The organism is Pedobacter sp. MR2016-24 (assembly GCF_026239655.1).
Lineage (GTDB): Bacteria > Bacteroidota > Bacteroidia > Sphingobacteriales > Sphingobacteriaceae > Pedobacter.
Genome location: NZ_JAPIVO010000009.1, coordinates 167,814 through 183,690, shown reverse-complemented (window position 1 = coordinate 183,690; position 15,877 = coordinate 167,814). Strand labels below are relative to the sequence as shown.

The window sequence follows — 15,877 nt, the reverse complement described above, 5'->3', positions numbered from 1 at the left end:
ATCTATTCAGCGTTATGTTATTGAATATACATTTATGAGTACAGGACTATCAGAACAAGAAATATTGCGCAGAAATGCGCTTACCCAATTACGTGAATTAGGAATTGACCCTTATCCGGCAGAGGAATATGAGATCAATGCCAATGCGGCTGACATATTAAAGAATTACGAAAGAAATAAGGATGCTTATCAGCAGGTTAGCCTTGCGGGAAGGATAATGACCCGCCGTATCATGGGGAGTGCAGCATTCGTGGAAATACAGGATTCGACCGGAAGAGTACAAGTATACCTGAAGAGAGATGAACTGTGCCCCGATGAAGACAAGACACTTTATAATACTGTCTTTAAGAAATTACTGGATCTTGGCGATTTTATCGGTGTAAAGGGATATGTATTCACTACCCAGACAGGCGAGATATCAATACATGTAACAGAGTTTAAATTACTATCAAAATCGTTAAAACCTCTTCCAATTGTAAAACGTGACGAAGAAGGAAATATATATGATGGTTTTACAGATCCGGAATTAAGATACAGACAACGTTATGTTGATTTAACTGTAAATCCTGACTTTAAACAGATTTTCATCAACCGTTCTAAGGTAATCAATACCATGCGGAACTATTTTGATCAGCAGGGCTGGATGGAGGTGGAAACACCAATACTACAGCAAATACATGGTGGTGCTGCTGCACGTCCTTTCGAAACACATCACAATACGCTTGATATGCCATTGTTTTTACGAATAGCAAATGAGCTGTATTTAAAAAGGTTAATCGTTGCTGGTTTCGATGGTGTTTATGAATTCGGAAAAATGTTCAGAAATGAAGGAATGGACCGGACGCATAATCCAGAGTATACTGCAATGGAAATCTATGTGGCTTATAAGGATTATATCTGGATGATGGGCATGGTAGAAGAGTGTCTTGAAAAAGTTGCTGTCGCCATTCATGGTCAGCCAATAGTGAAAGTCGGAGAACATGAGATTAACTTTGCCGGTCCTTACGAAAAACTAACGATGTACGAATCTATACAAAAATACACTGGTATTGATGTATCGGCAATGACAGAGGAAGAATTGAAGGAGACCTGCAAAAGTCTGCATATTGAAGTAGATGCCTCAATGGGCCGTGGAAAATTAATTGATGAGTTATTTAGCGAGAAGGTAGAAGCCAATCTGATTCAGCCGACTTACATCACTGATTATCCGATCGAAATGACGCCATTGGCTAAAAAACACAGAAGTAAAGATGGCCTAGTAGAGCGTTTTGAATTATTTGTGATGGGTAAAGAAATTGGAAATGCCTATTCTGAACTGAATGATCCTATAGATCAAAAAGAGCGCTTCGAGGATCAGTTGAAATTAGCGGATAGAGGTGACGATGAAGCGATGGCGATGGATGATGATTTCCTTCGTGCATTGGAATATGGTATGCCACCGACATCTGGTTTAGGTGTAGGTATAGATCGTTTGGTAATGTTGATGACTAACCAGTCTACTATTCAGGAGGTTCTTTTCTTCCCTCAGATGAGACCAGAGAAAAAAGCGAAAGTGACGAGCGATGAAGATTTCGTTGAAGCCGGAATCCCTGCAGAATGGGTACAGGTAATCCGGAAAATGGGCTTTAATACGGTAGAAGATTTAAAGGCTGCAAATGCAAACAAGGTATTTAATGATCTTGGTGGTATGCGCAAAAAATTAAAACTGGATTTGACGATGCCTTCCAAAGAAGATGTAACTGTCTGGTTCTCTTAACAAAGAGATAACATAAACTTAAAGGCCTTCCATACTTAAATGTGGAAGGCCTTTTCTATTTTTAGCATATACTAAAATGCGAATGTTATGAACAAGTCCATACTCGAGATAACCGACAACGAATATTGTATAAAACTAAGTAAAGATGCCTTTGACTTGTCACTTATACGCCAGTTAATCAAAAGAATTCAAACTGAACAATTATTTTTCAGTAGGAAAAAGGGTGATTATGAAGATGATATCATCAGCAGATCACAGCCTGATCAGGATGAAAATTTCGACAGATTAACAGATAAATAAAAAAAGCCACGCAAGTGGCTTTTCTATTATGATTTTCATTGCAGATTTTACAGGTACTACCTGTATCTTACCTGCTGCTGTTTATCCAGCATCCCCAGCTGATCTTTCATTTGCTTGATCTGATCGGCCAGCAATTTATTCTTATCTGCCTTCTTAGCTTCAGTCAGATACATCTGAGCCTCTCTTTTATTACGTTTACCCATTGCAATACCGGCCAGGCTTAACTTTGCCAGGGCGATGTTATGATCCATATGCATACCAAGGGATAAAGCTTTTTTGAAGTATTTCTCTGACTGCATCGGGGTTTTTCTGGATTCAATCAAACCAATCAACAGGTTATAATATCCGTGTTGAACACGGATCAGCTGTGTCTCATAGTTAGTGATCTTACGCAAAAAGCTTTCGGCTTTAGGCATATCATCTTTTCTCAAAAACCACTGTGCAAGCAGCATATTTTCATTATAGAAAAAGGTGATGATAACTAAGATACTGATAAACACAGCTAAAATCCCCCAGCCCCATAAACCGAAAATCATGAGTGCTATTGCAGCTCCCAATACTACAAACCCTACAACAAGTCTTACTATGTTTGGCATATCTATTATTAATTTATTTTTTTGCAAATATCGTCTTTATATGCGAAAAATCAGATTTAAAATAATAATATTTGTCCGCCTTCTGGCTCAATCAAGTATAAAATTAAAGAGGAAATGTTTTTATGTCAGACAAATGTACACGTTCGGCTATACTGTCACTGCCGGAAATGAAAAATGCATATACTGCAGCGTATGCATCCTACAAAACAGATAAACATAGCATTAAATTGTTGCGGTCCCTACCACAAGCTATTGAAATTATTATCGTGTTGGGTATATGGTGCAGTGACAGCAGGCTGCAGGTTCCGCGCTTCTACAAAGTGCTGGATGAAATTGGTATTCATGAAGACCAAATTGTTCTCATCTCTGTGAATGAGATGAAAAAAGCTGCTCCCGGCCTGATTGATGAGCTGGAAATTGAAATGGTGCCTACTTTCATTATCATGAATGGAAACAAAGAGATAGGCAGGATTGTTGAAAGTCCGGTGAACACACTGGAAGAAGATTTAGTTGAAATATTAACACAAAAATAAAGAGATGTCAGCAGCACTAGAACCTGGTTGGTTAAACGTATTACAGGATGAGTTCGAAAAAGAGTATATGAAAGAGCTTAAATCTTTCCTCCTGAAAGAAAAAGAAACCGGACATACCGTTTATCCAAAAGGCGCCGATATTTTCAATGCCTTTAACCATACTCCATTTGATAAAGTTGAAGTTGTAATTCTGGGTCAGGATCCATACCATGGTCAGGGACAGGCACACGGGCTATCTTTTTCTGTGCAGAAAGGTGTAACTGTGCCGCCCTCTTTAAAAAATATCTACAAGGAACTGGAAACAGATATTGAAGGCTTTAAGACTCCAGCTCACGGTAACCTTACCCAATGGGCGGATGAGGGTGTGCTGTTATTGAATGCTTCCTTAACAGTCAGAGCGCATGAACCGGGATCACACCAGGGAAAAGGATGGGAAGCTTTTACTGATCAGGCTATTAGTCAGCTCTCGGGACAGAAAGAGGGATTAGTGTTCTTATTATGGGGTAAGTTCGCCCAGAATAAATCGGCATTAATTGATGAAACCAGGCATACCGTGATTAAGTCTGCCCACCCCTCACCATTTTCTGCTTATAACGGATTTTTTGGCAGCAAGCCCTTTTCGAAGACAAATGCAATTTTAATAGCAAAAGGTAAAAAACCTATCAATTGGCAAATTAGCTAAGACAGGTTTTTTAACTTGTTTTAATATTCCAGGGGAACGATAGGCTCTTTTTTGGTTGTGGACATGATCATCATCGTCTGAAACGTTTTAACAACACTGATCTTACTGATCTTATCCATAATTAAACGCTCATATGCTTTTATATCGCTAACATATACCTTCAATAAAAAGTCAGCCTGACCTGTGACATGGTGACATTCAGTAATTTCTTTAATCAGATTTACTTCATCCAAAAATATCTGGATAGTATTATTTTTATGAAAATCAAGTTGCACTTGTATAAAAGTTTTGATCCCTAATCCTAATTTTTCTTCATCAACTAATGCATGATAACTTTTGATGAAGCCAGACATCTCCAGCTTTCTTACCCGCTCTAATGTTGGGGCCGGAGATAAACCTATTTCCTGAGACAATAGCAAATTGGTAATTCTGCCGTTTTCCTGTAAAAGCTTAAGGATTTTAAAATCTATTTTATCTAATTCTGCTGCCATTTGTTCGTTCTATGATTCAAAGATAGAATAAGAATCACTTATTCACCAAATTTAATTCTATAAAATAACAGAATAATTATGGATTATTCTATGGAATTATTTTTAGATTTATCTAAAAAAATAATTAGCTTTATATAAATGCAATCATTCACAGAAGAGAACTATCTCAAAGTAATTTATCATTTATCTCAAATCAATCCTAATGCTGTGCAGACTAATGCTATAGCTGAAAAGATGGCAACACGGGCGGCATCGGTTACAGATATGATTAAAAAGCTGGCGGAAAAGAAACTTGTTGATTACATCAAATATCAGGGAGTTACTTTAACGCCTGCAGGGGAAACCGCTGCCATCAGAATTGTAAGAAAGCATAGGCTCTGGGAAGTTTTTTTGGTAGAAAAGCTCAAATTCAAATGGGATGAAGTACATGATATCGCAGAAGAACTGGAACACATCAACTCTTTTGCATTAATAGAACGACTGGATGATTTTTTGGGATTTCCGAAAAGAGATCCTCATGGCGATCCTATCCCGAATAAAGAAGGGATTTTTGAGCCGTCCGAAAATATGCATCTCCATCAGCTGGGAAAAGGATATACAGGTATAATTATTGGTGTAACGGAACATTCTTCGCCTTTCCTGAAACATCTGGAAAAATTGGGCCTGACTATCGGTGTAACATTAACAGTTCAGGAGATTACCGATTTCGATGGTTCAGTAGAATTGTTAGTAAACAGTAAAACAGTAAATATCAGTAAGGAAGTTGCTCAGCATATTCTGGTAAAAAAATAAAGAAATCAAAGACATTTAAGCGTAAATGCTAATATACCAATGAAAAAATCCGAATCATTAAGTGAAGTACATCAAAGTGTAGATACTGGTAAAAGAACTGGCTGGAGAAGAATTTTATCTTTTATCGGTCCTGCTTATCTGGTCAGCGTAGGCTATATGGATCCGGGCAACTGGGCTACAGATCTTGCCGGTGGTAGTAAGTTTGGCTATCAGTTGATATGGATCCTGCTCATGTCAAATTTAATAGCGCTGCTTTTGCAGTCGTTAAGTGCAAGATTAGGCATAGTGAGAGGCCTTGACCTGGCGCAGGCATCCAGGAACGGTTATCCAAAGTGGGTAAATATCCCATTATTCGGGTTAGCCCAAACGGCCATTGTTGCCTGTGACCTTGCAGAAATCATTGGTATGGCTATTGGTCTAAACCTCCTATTTGGCCTGCCGCTGATCTGGGGAATCAGTATCACTATTTTTGATACTGTCCTCCTCCTTTTTCTGATGAATAAAGGAATGCGTAAAATGGAAGTTTTTATCGTTTCCATGGTGTTTATTGTGGGTATTTCTTTTCTGGTTGAAATGTTTATTGTGGAGCCATCTATAAAAGAAATTGTAAAAGGGCTAAAACCTTCAGTATTATCTGGCGAAGCCTTATATATTGCTATTGGTATTATAGGGGCTACCGTCATGCCGCACAATCTATATCTCCACTCCTCTTTAGTACAAACCAGGAAATTTGAGAGAGACACTAAAGGCATAAAAGAAGCCATAAAATTTAATTTCATCGATACGGCAGTCGCCCTCAATCTTGCCTTTTTCGTCAACGCAGCAATCCTTATTCTTGCTGCAGCGGCATTTTTCAAAAATGGGTTGCATGAAGTTGCAGAAATTCAGGACGCTTATAAGTTATTGGAACACATTTTTGGCGGTGTAGCACCCACATTATTTGCGATAGCCCTGATCGCAGCAGGCCAAAGCTCTACCGTTACAGGAACACTGGCCGGACAGATTGTAATGGAAGGGCATTTGAACCTGCGCATTCAGCCCTGGTTACGGAGATTAATCACGCGTTTGCTGGCCATTATTCCGGCATTTTTTACCATCCTGTACTTTGGTGACGATGCATTAAGCGGCCTGCTCATATTAAGCCAGGTAGTTTTAAGTCTGCAACTCGGATTTGCGGTAATTCCATTGATCCACTTCACCTCCGATAAAAAAGAAATGAAGGGCTTTGCTATCAAACTATGGGTGAAGATTCTTGCCTGGATCAGTGCGAGTGTGATCGTAATCCTGAACATTAAACTGGTAACAGAAGAAATTGCAAACTGGAGCAAGGAATCTGGTGGATGGTATATCTATGTGATTATCATTCCCGTTGCCATTCTGATTGGTTTGTTATTACTGTATGTGTTTGTGTATCCAATATTTAATGCCAGAAAAACAGCGCATATTAATGTGCCGCATGGCAATGCACTGAATATTGAAGTGGTAGACAAAATTAAATATACACATATAGGGATTACTGTAGATTTTTCAAAAAATGACAGGAATACCATTCAGCATGCGCTCCTGCAGGGTGGTCATAGCGCAGAATACCATTTGATTCATATTGTAGAAACCGCAGCAGCCCGGTATCATGGTAAAGCTACCTTAGACCATGAAACACAAAGTGATGCTGAAAACTTAAAAGTGTATTGTACAAATCTGGAAGAGCTGGGCTACAAGGCCATCCCCCATATTGGTTTTGGAAAGGCTGCAGGCGGAATTGCAGAAATTACTAAAACTAATGAGCTGGACCTGCTGGTGATGGGTGCACATGGCCATAAAGGGTTAAAGGACCTTATCTTCGGTACCACTGTAGAATCGGTACGTCACAAAATAAACATTCCTGTGTTAGTGGTCAGATAAATCTTATATTAGCAGATTCTATGAAAAACGACATTCAAATAAAAAATAAAAGAGCATATTTCGACTACCATGTCATTGAAAAATATAATGCGGGACTGGCTTTACTGGGTACAGAAATTAAGGCAATCAGACAAGGAAAGGCAAATATGTCTGATGCATTCTGCATGTTTATCGGTAATACACTCTATGTAAGGAATCTGCATATTTCGGAATACAGTCACAGTTCATTTCACCATCATGATATCAAAAGGGACAGAGTACTGCTCCTGCAAAAAAAAGAATTGAAGAAGCTCAAAGTAAAGAGCGAAGAGAAGGGTTATACGATTGTGCCTCTTCGCATTTTTACCAATGAGAGAGGATTCGCAAAAATTGAGATTGCGCTGGCTCAGGGTAAAAAAGAATTTGATAAAAGAGACAGCATCAAAGACAGGGAATCGAAAAGGGAGATGGATAGAGCGTTAAAAGTGTAAAAAAATTACCAGGCCTGGTCTCCCACAAGGGGGACAAACCTGAAAGTATCCAGTTCAAATCTTTCGTATTCTGTTTCATTTACTCTGATGACTGTTACCATAGTCTGGGAATGTTCATTACCTACCGGAATGACCAGAATACCTCCTATTTTAAGCTGTTTTAACAGTATTTCCGGGACGAAGGGTGCACCTGCGGTTACGATGATCTTACTATACGGTGCATGATCAGCAATCCCCATTGATCCATCACCAAAGAAAAAATTGGCTTTGTATCCCATTCCCGGCAATACCCGTATAGTATGTTTGTAGATGCTTTCCTGTCTTTCAATGGTATAGACCTCAGCACCAAGCTCCATTAAGATACAAGTCTGGTAACCGGAACCGGTTCCGATTTCAAGAACCTTGTCGCCTTTCACAATGTGCAGCAACTCACTTTGGTAAGCTACCGTATAGGGCTGAGAAATAGTCTGTCCGTCGCCAATTGGAAAAGCAATGTCTTTATACGCCTGATTCCAGAATGTTTCATCAAAAAAGAAATGCCGGGGTACTTTTCCAATTGCAGTCAAAACACGTTCATCAGCTATACCTCTTGACTTGAGGTGTTCTACTAATTTTTTCCTCGCCCCTCTTTCCCTGTAATTATCTACAAACTTATATGCCATTGATTCCAAAAATACTGCTTTAGAATCAATTTTTCAGGCTTAAATCGTAGGAATTTAATACACAACAACTTAGGAACAAAACCTAACAACAGGATATAGCGCTGTTATTATTCTTAAAATAAAAATAATACGACAAAACACATGCATAAAAGTTAATTTTTTAAAAAATTCTCAGTAATAATTTCCAATAAATACAAGTATATTTTATACGTAATAATCAGCTTATTACAACAAATAATTTCTACTTTTGAGACCACACCAAAAACATTATGTATGAAAAAAGCAATACTAACACTATTGTCTTTAGCGTTTTACCTTTGCTCTTATTCTCAAACAAATGGAAATTATAATTACTCCATAGTTGCAAGGGCATTTAGTATTATTCAACTGCCGAAATTATTGAATCAGACAGATCAGCCCTATTTAAATACCTACTTTAATGGAGCGATGATTAAATTCAATGACAATCAGATTAGCTACCGGCTTAGTGCAAACTATTTAAACAAGTCAACCAGTTTTAACAATAACTGCGCTAATTGTGAACTTGCAGATGGTAAAACAACAGATTATTCAGTTAAAATAGGATTTGAGAAAAGCTTCAATTATTCAGGTATTCAGCCTTATTTTGCAATGGATATAGGATTTAGGTCAACCGTTTTCAAGGGAACTATCAACAATACAAATCCGCAGCGCGTTACGGTTTCACCAAGTAGCATCGAAGGTAGCAAAAACGGATTCGTAGCTTCTCCTGTACTTGGAATTAAGCTTAACCCTGTACCAATGCTTTCTATTTTTGCAGAAAGCAACCTCGAGTTCTTCTACTCCTATGAACGCCAGGAAACAGTTGCATTGGATGCGTCAAATTACAGGACTTTAAATAAATATTATAAAACCGAATTTCTATTAAACCCTGTTTCCGTAGGCATTCAGATACATCTCGGAACTAAAGATTAATAAGGATCTACATCGATCTGTATAATTACCCCTTTATAAGTATTTTCTGTATTGAAATCAACAATCGTTTGTTTTAGTACTGATTTTACTTTTTGTATTGCCGTAGACTTATCGGATTTAATGATAATCTGCCTGATATAATAGTTTCTGATTCTGGACACTAAAGGTTGTTCAGGCCCTAGAACGCGTGTTCCAAGTTGCGCTTTTAACAGATTGGCAAACCTTAATGCAGCGGCATTGAGGACATTGGCATCCTTATGTTTCACATTGATGAAAATCAGGCGTGTAAAGGGTGGATAATGAAATTGCCTCCGCTCGGCAATTTCGTCATTATACATTTCAAGATAGTTGTTATCTACTACTTGTTTAATAATCCTGTGTTTGTCATCATAAGCCTGAATACATACTTTTCCCTGCTGCGAGCGGCGCCCGGCTCTTCCTGCCACCTGTGCCAGCAATTGATAACTCCTTTCGAAAGCACGAAAATCAGGATAATTTAAAAGCGTATCTGCATTGATTACTCCAATCAGGGTGACATTGTCAAAATCCAGTCCCTTAGCTACCATCTGTGTTCCGATCAGAATGTCTGTCTTTTTTTCCTGGAAATCAGCTATGATTTTCTGCAGACTATTTTTAGTTCTGGTACTGTCCACATCCAATCGCGCAATCTTAATATCAGGAAAGATAAGACTAAGCTCTTCTTCAACCCTTTCTGTACCAAAACCTTTTTGTTCCACATGCACAGAACCGCATGCCGGACATATTTTCATACTGCTTTCGTGATAACCGCAATAATGACAATGTAATTTCCCGCTGCTCTTATGAAATGTTAAACTCACATCACAATTCACGCATTTGGGTGCGAATCCGCATGTTTTGCAAATAAGAATGGTAGCGTATCCCCTCCTGTTCTGGAAAAGAATTACCTGTTCCTTTTTATTCAGTGTAGCCTGTATATCGTCAATAAGCACACTGGAAAAATAAGACACCATCTTCTTTCGTTTGGTTTCCTCTGAAATACTGACTACCTCCTGAAGCGGAAGATCAACTCCCCCGAACCTTTCCGTAAGCGCAACCAGACCATATTTTTGTTGTTCTGCATTGTAATAACTTTCAATTGAAGGTGTAGCAGAACCCAATACTATCTTAGCCTGATGCAAGTGGGCCAGATATACGGCAGCATCTCTTGCCTGATACCTTGGAGAAGGTTCATTCTGTTTATAAGATGACTCATGCTCTTCATCTACGACGATTAATTTTAAATCTTTAAAAGGAAGAAAAACGGCGGATCTGGCACCTAAAACAATCTTATATTGTCCGTTAAGTACTTTATTCCAGATCTCTACGCGTTCATTGTCATTAAATTTTGAGTGATATACACCGATGGCATCACCAAAATAACGTTTTATCCGCTCAACAATCTGCGTAGTGAGTGCAATTTCAGGCAAGAGGAAAAGTACTTGCCCACCGCCGGCAATAGCTTCTTCTATCAATTTGATGTAGACCTGTGTTTTTCCGGAAGCAGTAACACCATGCAGTAAAACCACATCTTTGGTCTGAAATGAGGTTTGAATTGCTGATAATGCTATTTGCTGGGCTGTACTCAATTTAAAATTTAAGATGAGGTCATCCACCTCATCATTCAGCCGGCTCACTGCTTTTTTACGCAATGCAAAAATGTCCTTATCCACTAAAGATTTTAACGCAGCCTGGCCGCAATTACTTTCTTCCAGCAATTGTGCCTTTGAAACTTCTTCTCCTGCTTTAGAAAGCTTAATGTACATCAGCAGTGCATCCAATTGTTTTGGCGCACGCTCCAGCACTTCAAAAAGCTGTCTGAAATTGCCCTCTTCTTTATAAAAAGGGTTTAGTGTAATAAAAGACTTTAAAAGCGGTTTGTATTTCTCTACTACTTCTTCTGCTATATAGACCACGTCCTTACCGATTAAGGATCTGATGATAGGAAAGACTGTCTTCTGTCCTAATAATTTAGATATCTGATCGATCGTCAGTTTCTTTTGCTTATCCAGGGTGGTAACAAGTATGGCTTCCTTATCGGTAATATCTATTGAACCCAGATCAGCATCTTCACGCAGTACGATAATTGTCTCACTGGCCAGTTTAAGTCCTGCAGGAAGGGCGGCCGACATCACATCTCCTTCATTACATAAATAATAGGAAGTCATCCAATCCCAGAACCTGAATTGCATATCAGTTACGACGGGATATTCATCTATTACATCGATAATGTATTTTGCCTGATAAACCTCTGGAGGTGTATTACTTAAACTTTTAACTAATGCCGTATAGATTTTGTTTTTACCAAACTGTACAATTACCCTTTTCCCCACCGCAATCAGTTCATTTAAGTGAAAAGGTATACGATAGATATAATTTTTTGAAAGTGATAAGGGTAAAATGACTTCAACAAATAAGGTATCCCTTTCTACAAAATCTATATCATTAGCGTCTGACATATTATCGGTTTTTTAAAGCAGCAAGGAATAAAAGAATCCATCCGCCTACCAATAATAATCCACCCAAAGGCGTAACCGGACCGATGATATTCACAAAAGAAAGATGAAGAATGTCCCTCGTTGCCAGTAAATATAACGACCCGGAAAATAATAAAGTACCGATAGAAAAACAGTAAAATGAAAAGTCTACCAGTTTAGTCCTGAATCTGGCAAAAGTTGATAAGAATAATAAAGCAAAAGTGTGATAAAACTGATATTCAATACCTTTTGTCCAGATAGCCATAGCATCAGCACTGAGAACATTCTTTAAACTATGCGCGCCAAATGCTCCAAATATCACAGCTATACAACCAAACAAAGAAGCAGTTAAAATTATTCGTCTATTCATTTAAAATCAGCTTTTTTCCAGCCAGTCAAAATTAAGAAAATGGTTGCATTTTCTTAGTAATCAAAAATTAAAATTAAATTTGCTTGAATCTCCCATGAAAAAAATCTATCTCACTCTGTTAGTACTGATTATAGCGATGATGGCTATGGCTTATCTATATTTCTCCAGATTAACTGCGCAGAATATGACAGATAATGGTAGTCTTAATGCCGCGGTTTTCAATTCCGGACTCGTTTTTTGCATGCAGGATGACAAGAACGTATTGGAATTATTAAAAGGGCAGAATTACTTTCAACGCGTAATCGGGACAGAAAATGCAAGACAACTTGCCTTGCTAAAAAGTGAAATTATAGCCAATCCTGCTATCAACCGGCTTATTGTGGGGAATGCCATATATATCAGCTTTTCAGCGGGATCAAATCAATCTAATAATTACCTGATCAGCACTCAGCTAAACACCGCAGAAGGAAAGGTAAACCTGCTGAATACGCTGAAAGCCAATAAGATTCAAACTGAAGGCACAGCCACGGAATTCAAATTAACATTACAGGACAGCACCATCTACTACGGAGGAATAAAAAACGACCTAGTCGTGATATCAAATAATAAACAGCATGCTGTTCAAGCACTAAATGCCCATCTGGACAAAAATACGCAAGAATTTGCAGCCTATATGAAGTCGGGCGACAAGTACAGCAAAAACAGTCTGGCAAATCTTTATATCAACTTCCGTATTCTCCCGGATTTGCTTAAAGCATTTTCTCCCGATAAGCTTCCTGGTCATATAGAAATATTAAAGAAGAACAATTCATTCGCAGCACTCAACTATAATTTTAGTAAAGAGAGACTATTCTTTAACGGCAACTCCAGAATAAATGATCACACGAATTACCTCAGTTTGTTTATCTCACTAAAACCCCAGAAGATAATTATAGACAATATCCTGCCTGCAAATACAGCTAATTTTACTGTTTTTATAATCTCAGATTATAATGCATGGCGTAAAAATCTGGCAACATGGTTTAGCTCAACAAAACAGGATAATAAGGTAAAAAGAATTATAAATAGTACTAATCAGAAATATCACCTGGATATCGATGAAATCATCCCTAAATATTTTAAAAGTCAGCTCATTACTTTTCAGCTAAAATCAGGAGAAAAATTAGGTGCTATCCAACTGTCTAACGGAGATAAATTAGATCAGCTCCTACTGGATATCAGTGAAAACTATAATGAGGACATCAAATTATTGAAAGAACCGGATTTACTGTATGCCTACTTTGGAGAACCTGTCAGCAAATTCAATAAACCATATTATACGATAATTGATAATTATATGGTAATTGCGAATTCCGCCGGAACCATACAATCTTTTTTAAACAGCTACCGCAAAAATGAACTGCTAATCAATACTTCGGATTACACTAATCTGTATAACCATATTTCAAAAGATGCAAGTGTGATGTTTTATGGTAACAGGAAAAACGTTATGGATCTGGCGAGGAATATGATGTACAATGCCGACTACAGGTACCTTAGTGCTGAAGATGGTTTAGCTCCATTCAGCTCATTGATTTATCAGTTAAGCGGTGATGGTGATAACTTCCAGACTACTTTAGTAATTGATGCAAAATCTGCTTCGAAAACCGACAGTACAATGGTAATAAGGTAGTTTCCTATTCCAAAAAGAATGAATTGAATAAGATTTAACATTTAAATAATCAATTTACCTTTTTAATTTAGCATATTTAGAAACGTTTCCTGCATATGGCAAAAAGATACCTGTTAATCTGTTTTTTTTCAATTACATTCAGCCAGCTTCAGGCACAGCAATATGGTCTTTTCAATACAAAAACATTATTTGATGCTTTTGAGAACCCTGCTCAAAAAGCATTTCTTTTAGACTCCTCGAGGCAATACGCTTCTAATTTTCTGCTCCCATATTTTGGTCTTAATGCAGCAAATAGAGGTGATGGCAGTTTTACAGGGAGAAAATTGATCTCCGATGGTGTTTATGATGCCACGGGAGTTCCTATCGGAAATAATGATAGAAATAAACTGATACATAACTCTAATATCTATCTGCTAACATTCAGGATGTTTCAATCCTATAAATTTCATCAGGAAATTGGCTTTTCATGGCAGGTGCGGTCAGACGCATTTGCAGACTATACAAACGAAACGCTGGTAATTTTCAATGATTATAATCGGTTTTCCTCGTCACAAACGGGCCTTTTTAATGGTAATGGATATGGCCAGTCCTATCATCAGTTCAGTTTAAATTTCCGGGAGAATTACAATAAAAGATTGGCTTTTGGTGTAAAAGTGAGTTTATTGAGTGGGATTACTTACAATAAGGCAGAAATTACCAATTCCAATCTGACTATCGATCCTATAGCTAATCAACTTTCAGTTGGCCTTACTGGTACCTATAAAGCAAGTTTCCTGCGTGGGGATGAGATCTCATCGAAAACATTTTTTCCCAATTTCAAGAACCCTGGTTTATCAATAGGGATGGGAACTACTTATACTGCCAAATCAGGTGTGTTCATTATGAGCAGTATCAAGGATTTAGGTTTTATCAAATGGAATAAAGATTCACATTCATTTTTTGTAAGTGATGTAGCGACTATTAACAGAGATCCTTTGGAACCTGAGCCCGATCTTCAGGAACGTATTCTTGATATATTTGAGGTAGCAGATCGGAAAAACAGCTTTTATACGGCAACAAATGCCAAAGCAGATTTTCTTATTTCGAAGAAATACGATTTTTATACGCCCAGTTTTATCATTTCAAAGAATCTTTTTTATCAAGGCGGAGACGTGGTACTGGTGAACAATTTTAAATATAATGATCTCTCTTTATCCCTGTCTCCAGCCTATAATATGCTCGGCTTTATGCAGCTGGGAACCCAGGGAATGTACCAGACGCCAAACTTCGAGTTCTTTTTAGGAACAGACAACCTATTAAAATCGGCGTCCATAGCTAAAAAAACAGCGGCTACAAATTTAGGATACACGGGAGCCTCGTTTTATATGGGTCTGGGAATTAAATTTGGTTACATTGTAGAACACCCTCAAAACAGCAGCTACATGCCGGGAGTTGGAGATGATGCCGATAAAAAAGGCTTTTTCAGTAAGATATTTGGCGTGTTTAAAAAGAAAAAATAATTAAACTTTCTTTTTTGGTGCTGTAATTACAAAGTCCTTGAGATAATAAGGTTCAAAATAAGCAAGATCTTCAAATTCTTTATGCAGAAAAGCATTGAATGCAAGCAAACTCATATTTGCTGAGGAATTATAGTTCAGCTCAGAAAACACTGCAGTAGAAGACGAGATAATCTGACTGCATTTGGATGCCCCGTCACCTATAAACGTAATATGATGAAGAGCTAACAGTTCTTTATATGATTCTTCATTGATAATCTCTGCACTAACTGGTAATACAACTGAAAGATCAGATTGATATAAGGCAGTAAAAACCTCCATTCTTCTGGCATCGATCATCGGACAAACCAGTCCCTGGTAATTTTCAGCAGTACTGATAAAGCCAGTAGCCATCATTTTTAGCGTATCAATGCCGATCAGAGGTTTATCAAGTGCAAAACATAATCCCTTCGCCGTAGAAACTCCAATCCTTAAGCCGGTATAAGATCCAGGTCCTTTACTTACAGCAATAGCATCGAGTTCCTGATAACTTATGCCAGCCATCGTCATCACTTCATCAATAAATAAAGTAAGACTGCCTGCGTGAATGTTCTGAGCAACAAGTTCTTTTAGTGCAACTGTTTTCCCGTTCACCGCTACAGCAGCAGAACATGACTGGGTAGCAGTTTCAATTTGAAGTATTTTGACCATTTGCGCAAATATAGTT

General features: G+C 37.9%; 16 protein-coding genes. 10 read left to right on the top strand and 6 right to left on the bottom strand.

The annotated features are described in order from the left end of the window. The first annotated feature begins 34 nt into the window (after positions 1 to 34). Positions 35 to 1,756 (top strand): lysine--tRNA ligase, encoded by a 1,722-nt coding sequence (lysS, locus tag OQX62_RS23475; protein ID WP_265834107.1) that lies wholly within the window; start codon positions 35 to 37, stop codon positions 1,754 to 1,756. Positions 1,757 to 1,843: 87 nt separating this feature from the next. Continuing rightward, on the top strand, positions 1,844 to 2,056 hold the full coding sequence (locus OQX62_RS23470; protein WP_265834106.1) for a hypothetical protein: 213 nt from the start codon (positions 1,844 to 1,846) through the stop codon (positions 2,054 to 2,056). 56 nt (positions 2,057 to 2,112) lie between these two features. Here OQX62_RS23470 and OQX62_RS23465 read toward each other — a convergent pair whose 3' ends face one another. Beyond that, positions 2,113 to 2,652: a DUF2892 domain-containing protein gene (locus OQX62_RS23465; RefSeq protein WP_265834105.1), complete on the bottom strand. Its 540-nt coding sequence runs from the start codon at positions 2,650 to 2,652 to the stop codon at positions 2,113 to 2,115. 122 nt (positions 2,653 to 2,774) lie between these two features. Here OQX62_RS23465 and OQX62_RS23460 point away from each other — a divergent pair, with 122 nt between their 5' ends. After that, complete coding sequence (locus tag OQX62_RS23460) at positions 2,775 to 3,185, top strand: thioredoxin family protein (RefSeq protein ID WP_265834104.1); 411 nt, start codon at positions 2,775 to 2,777, stop codon at positions 3,183 to 3,185. A 4-nt stretch (positions 3,186 to 3,189) separates the two neighbouring features. After that, on the top strand, positions 3,190 to 3,867 hold the full coding sequence (gene ung, locus OQX62_RS23455) for a uracil-DNA glycosylase (RefSeq protein ID WP_265834103.1): 678 nt from the start codon (positions 3,190 to 3,192) through the stop codon (positions 3,865 to 3,867). Positions 3,868 to 3,887: 20 nt separating this feature from the next. Here the strand turns inward: ung and OQX62_RS23450 are convergent, their stop codons facing one another. Then, positions 3,888 to 4,358, bottom strand: a complete 471-nt coding sequence (locus OQX62_RS23450; protein WP_265834102.1) for an Lrp/AsnC family transcriptional regulator — start codon at positions 4,356 to 4,358, stop codon at positions 3,888 to 3,890. Between the two features lie 138 nt (positions 4,359 to 4,496). Here OQX62_RS23450 and OQX62_RS23445 point away from each other — a divergent pair, with 138 nt between their 5' ends. Genes OQX62_RS23445 through smpB form a run of 3 tightly spaced genes read left to right on the top strand, consistent with a single transcriptional unit; the run spans position 4,497 to position 7,522 of the window. After that, entirely contained in the window at positions 4,497 to 5,150 is a 654-nt protein-coding gene (locus tag OQX62_RS23445; RefSeq protein ID WP_265834101.1) for a metal-dependent transcriptional regulator, read from the top strand. Positions 5,151 to 5,189: 39 nt separating this feature from the next. Beyond that, positions 5,190 to 7,052 (top strand): Nramp family divalent metal transporter, encoded by a 1,863-nt coding sequence (locus OQX62_RS23440; RefSeq protein WP_265834100.1) that lies wholly within the window; start codon positions 5,190 to 5,192, stop codon positions 7,050 to 7,052. 20 nt (positions 7,053 to 7,072) lie between these two features. Next, on the top strand, positions 7,073 to 7,522 hold the full coding sequence (gene smpB, locus OQX62_RS23435) for an SsrA-binding protein (protein ID WP_265834099.1): 450 nt from the start codon (positions 7,073 to 7,075) through the stop codon (positions 7,520 to 7,522). Positions 7,523 to 7,527: 5 nt separating this feature from the next. On the opposite strand, the gene OQX62_RS23430 is transcribed toward smpB, so the two are convergent. Continuing rightward, the gene (locus OQX62_RS23430) at positions 7,528 to 8,184 is read right to left on the bottom strand and encodes a protein-L-isoaspartate(D-aspartate) O-methyltransferase (protein WP_265834098.1); all 657 of its coding nucleotides are present in this window, start codon (positions 8,182 to 8,184) and stop codon (positions 7,528 to 7,530) included. Between the two features lie 273 nt (positions 8,185 to 8,457). Here OQX62_RS23430 and OQX62_RS23425 point away from each other — a divergent pair, with 273 nt between their 5' ends. Next, positions 8,458 to 9,138 (top strand): hypothetical protein, encoded by a 681-nt coding sequence (locus tag OQX62_RS23425; protein ID WP_265834097.1) that lies wholly within the window; start codon positions 8,458 to 8,460, stop codon positions 9,136 to 9,138. Here the strand turns inward: OQX62_RS23425 and priA are convergent. Both priA and OQX62_RS23415 read right to left on the bottom strand, forming a co-directional pair. Next, the gene (priA, locus tag OQX62_RS23420) at positions 9,135 to 11,615 is read right to left on the bottom strand and encodes a replication restart helicase PriA (RefSeq protein ID WP_265834096.1); all 2,481 of its coding nucleotides are present in this window, start codon (positions 11,613 to 11,615) and stop codon (positions 9,135 to 9,137) included. The genes OQX62_RS23425 and priA overlap by 4 nt on opposite strands. Before the next feature lies 1 nt (position 11,616). Then, positions 11,617 to 12,003: a DUF423 domain-containing protein gene (locus tag OQX62_RS23415; RefSeq protein WP_265834095.1), complete on the bottom strand. Its 387-nt coding sequence runs from the start codon at positions 12,001 to 12,003 to the stop codon at positions 11,617 to 11,619. 94 nt (positions 12,004 to 12,097) lie between these two features. Here OQX62_RS23415 and OQX62_RS23410 point away from each other — a divergent pair, with 94 nt between their 5' ends. Then, positions 12,098 to 13,675 (top strand): hypothetical protein, encoded by a 1,578-nt coding sequence (locus tag OQX62_RS23410; RefSeq protein WP_265834094.1) that lies wholly within the window; start codon positions 12,098 to 12,100, stop codon positions 13,673 to 13,675. 95 nt (positions 13,676 to 13,770) lie between these two features. Further along, positions 13,771 to 15,174 carry a DUF5723 family protein gene (locus OQX62_RS23405; RefSeq protein WP_265834093.1) on the top strand — a complete coding sequence of 468 codons (1,404 nt, stop codon included), beginning with the start codon at positions 13,771 to 13,773 and terminating at the stop codon, positions 15,172 to 15,174. Here the strand turns inward: OQX62_RS23405 and tsaB are convergent, their stop codons facing one another. Then, the gene (tsaB, locus tag OQX62_RS23400) at positions 15,175 to 15,861 is read right to left on the bottom strand and encodes a tRNA (adenosine(37)-N6)-threonylcarbamoyltransferase complex dimerization subunit type 1 TsaB (protein WP_265834092.1); all 687 of its coding nucleotides are present in this window, start codon (positions 15,859 to 15,861) and stop codon (positions 15,175 to 15,177) included. It lies immediately after the preceding gene. Positions 15,862 to 15,877: the final 16 nt, after the last annotated feature.

What these genes read in the sequence shown, in the direction of transcription:
- lysS (WP_265834107.1), top strand. Translation starts at nt 35, where the DNA reads ATGAGTACAGGACTATCAGAACAAGAAATATTGCGCAGAAATGCGCTT.
- OQX62_RS23470 (WP_265834106.1), top strand. Translation starts at nt 1,844, where the DNA reads ATGAACAAGTCCATACTCGAGATAACCGACAACGAATATTGTATAAAA.
- OQX62_RS23465 (WP_265834105.1), bottom strand. Translation starts at nt 2,652, where the DNA reads ATGCCAAACATAGTAAGACTTGTTGTAGGGTTTGTAGTATTGGGAGCT.
- OQX62_RS23460 (WP_265834104.1), top strand. Translation starts at nt 2,775, where the DNA reads ATGTCAGACAAATGTACACGTTCGGCTATACTGTCACTGCCGGAAATG.
- ung (WP_265834103.1), top strand. Translation starts at nt 3,190, where the DNA reads ATGTCAGCAGCACTAGAACCTGGTTGGTTAAACGTATTACAGGATGAG.
- OQX62_RS23450 (WP_265834102.1), bottom strand. Translation starts at nt 4,358, where the DNA reads ATGGCAGCAGAATTAGATAAAATAGATTTTAAAATCCTTAAGCTTTTA.
- OQX62_RS23445 (WP_265834101.1), top strand. Translation starts at nt 4,497, where the DNA reads ATGCAATCATTCACAGAAGAGAACTATCTCAAAGTAATTTATCATTTA.
- OQX62_RS23440 (WP_265834100.1), top strand. Translation starts at nt 5,190, where the DNA reads ATGAAAAAATCCGAATCATTAAGTGAAGTACATCAAAGTGTAGATACT.
- smpB (WP_265834099.1), top strand. Translation starts at nt 7,073, where the DNA reads ATGAAAAACGACATTCAAATAAAAAATAAAAGAGCATATTTCGACTAC.
- OQX62_RS23430 (WP_265834098.1), bottom strand. Translation starts at nt 8,184, where the DNA reads ATGGCATATAAGTTTGTAGATAATTACAGGGAAAGAGGGGCGAGGAAA.
- OQX62_RS23425 (WP_265834097.1), top strand. Translation starts at nt 8,458, where the DNA reads ATGAAAAAAGCAATACTAACACTATTGTCTTTAGCGTTTTACCTTTGC.
- priA (WP_265834096.1), bottom strand. Translation starts at nt 11,615, where the DNA reads ATGTCAGACGCTAATGATATAGATTTTGTAGAAAGGGATACCTTATTT.
- OQX62_RS23415 (WP_265834095.1), bottom strand. Translation starts at nt 12,003, where the DNA reads ATGAATAGACGAATAATTTTAACTGCTTCTTTGTTTGGTTGTATAGCT.
- OQX62_RS23410 (WP_265834094.1), top strand. Translation starts at nt 12,098, where the DNA reads ATGAAAAAAATCTATCTCACTCTGTTAGTACTGATTATAGCGATGATG.
- OQX62_RS23405 (WP_265834093.1), top strand. Translation starts at nt 13,771, where the DNA reads ATGGCAAAAAGATACCTGTTAATCTGTTTTTTTTCAATTACATTCAGC.
- tsaB (WP_265834092.1), bottom strand. Translation starts at nt 15,861, where the DNA reads ATGGTCAAAATACTTCAAATTGAAACTGCTACCCAGTCATGTTCTGCT.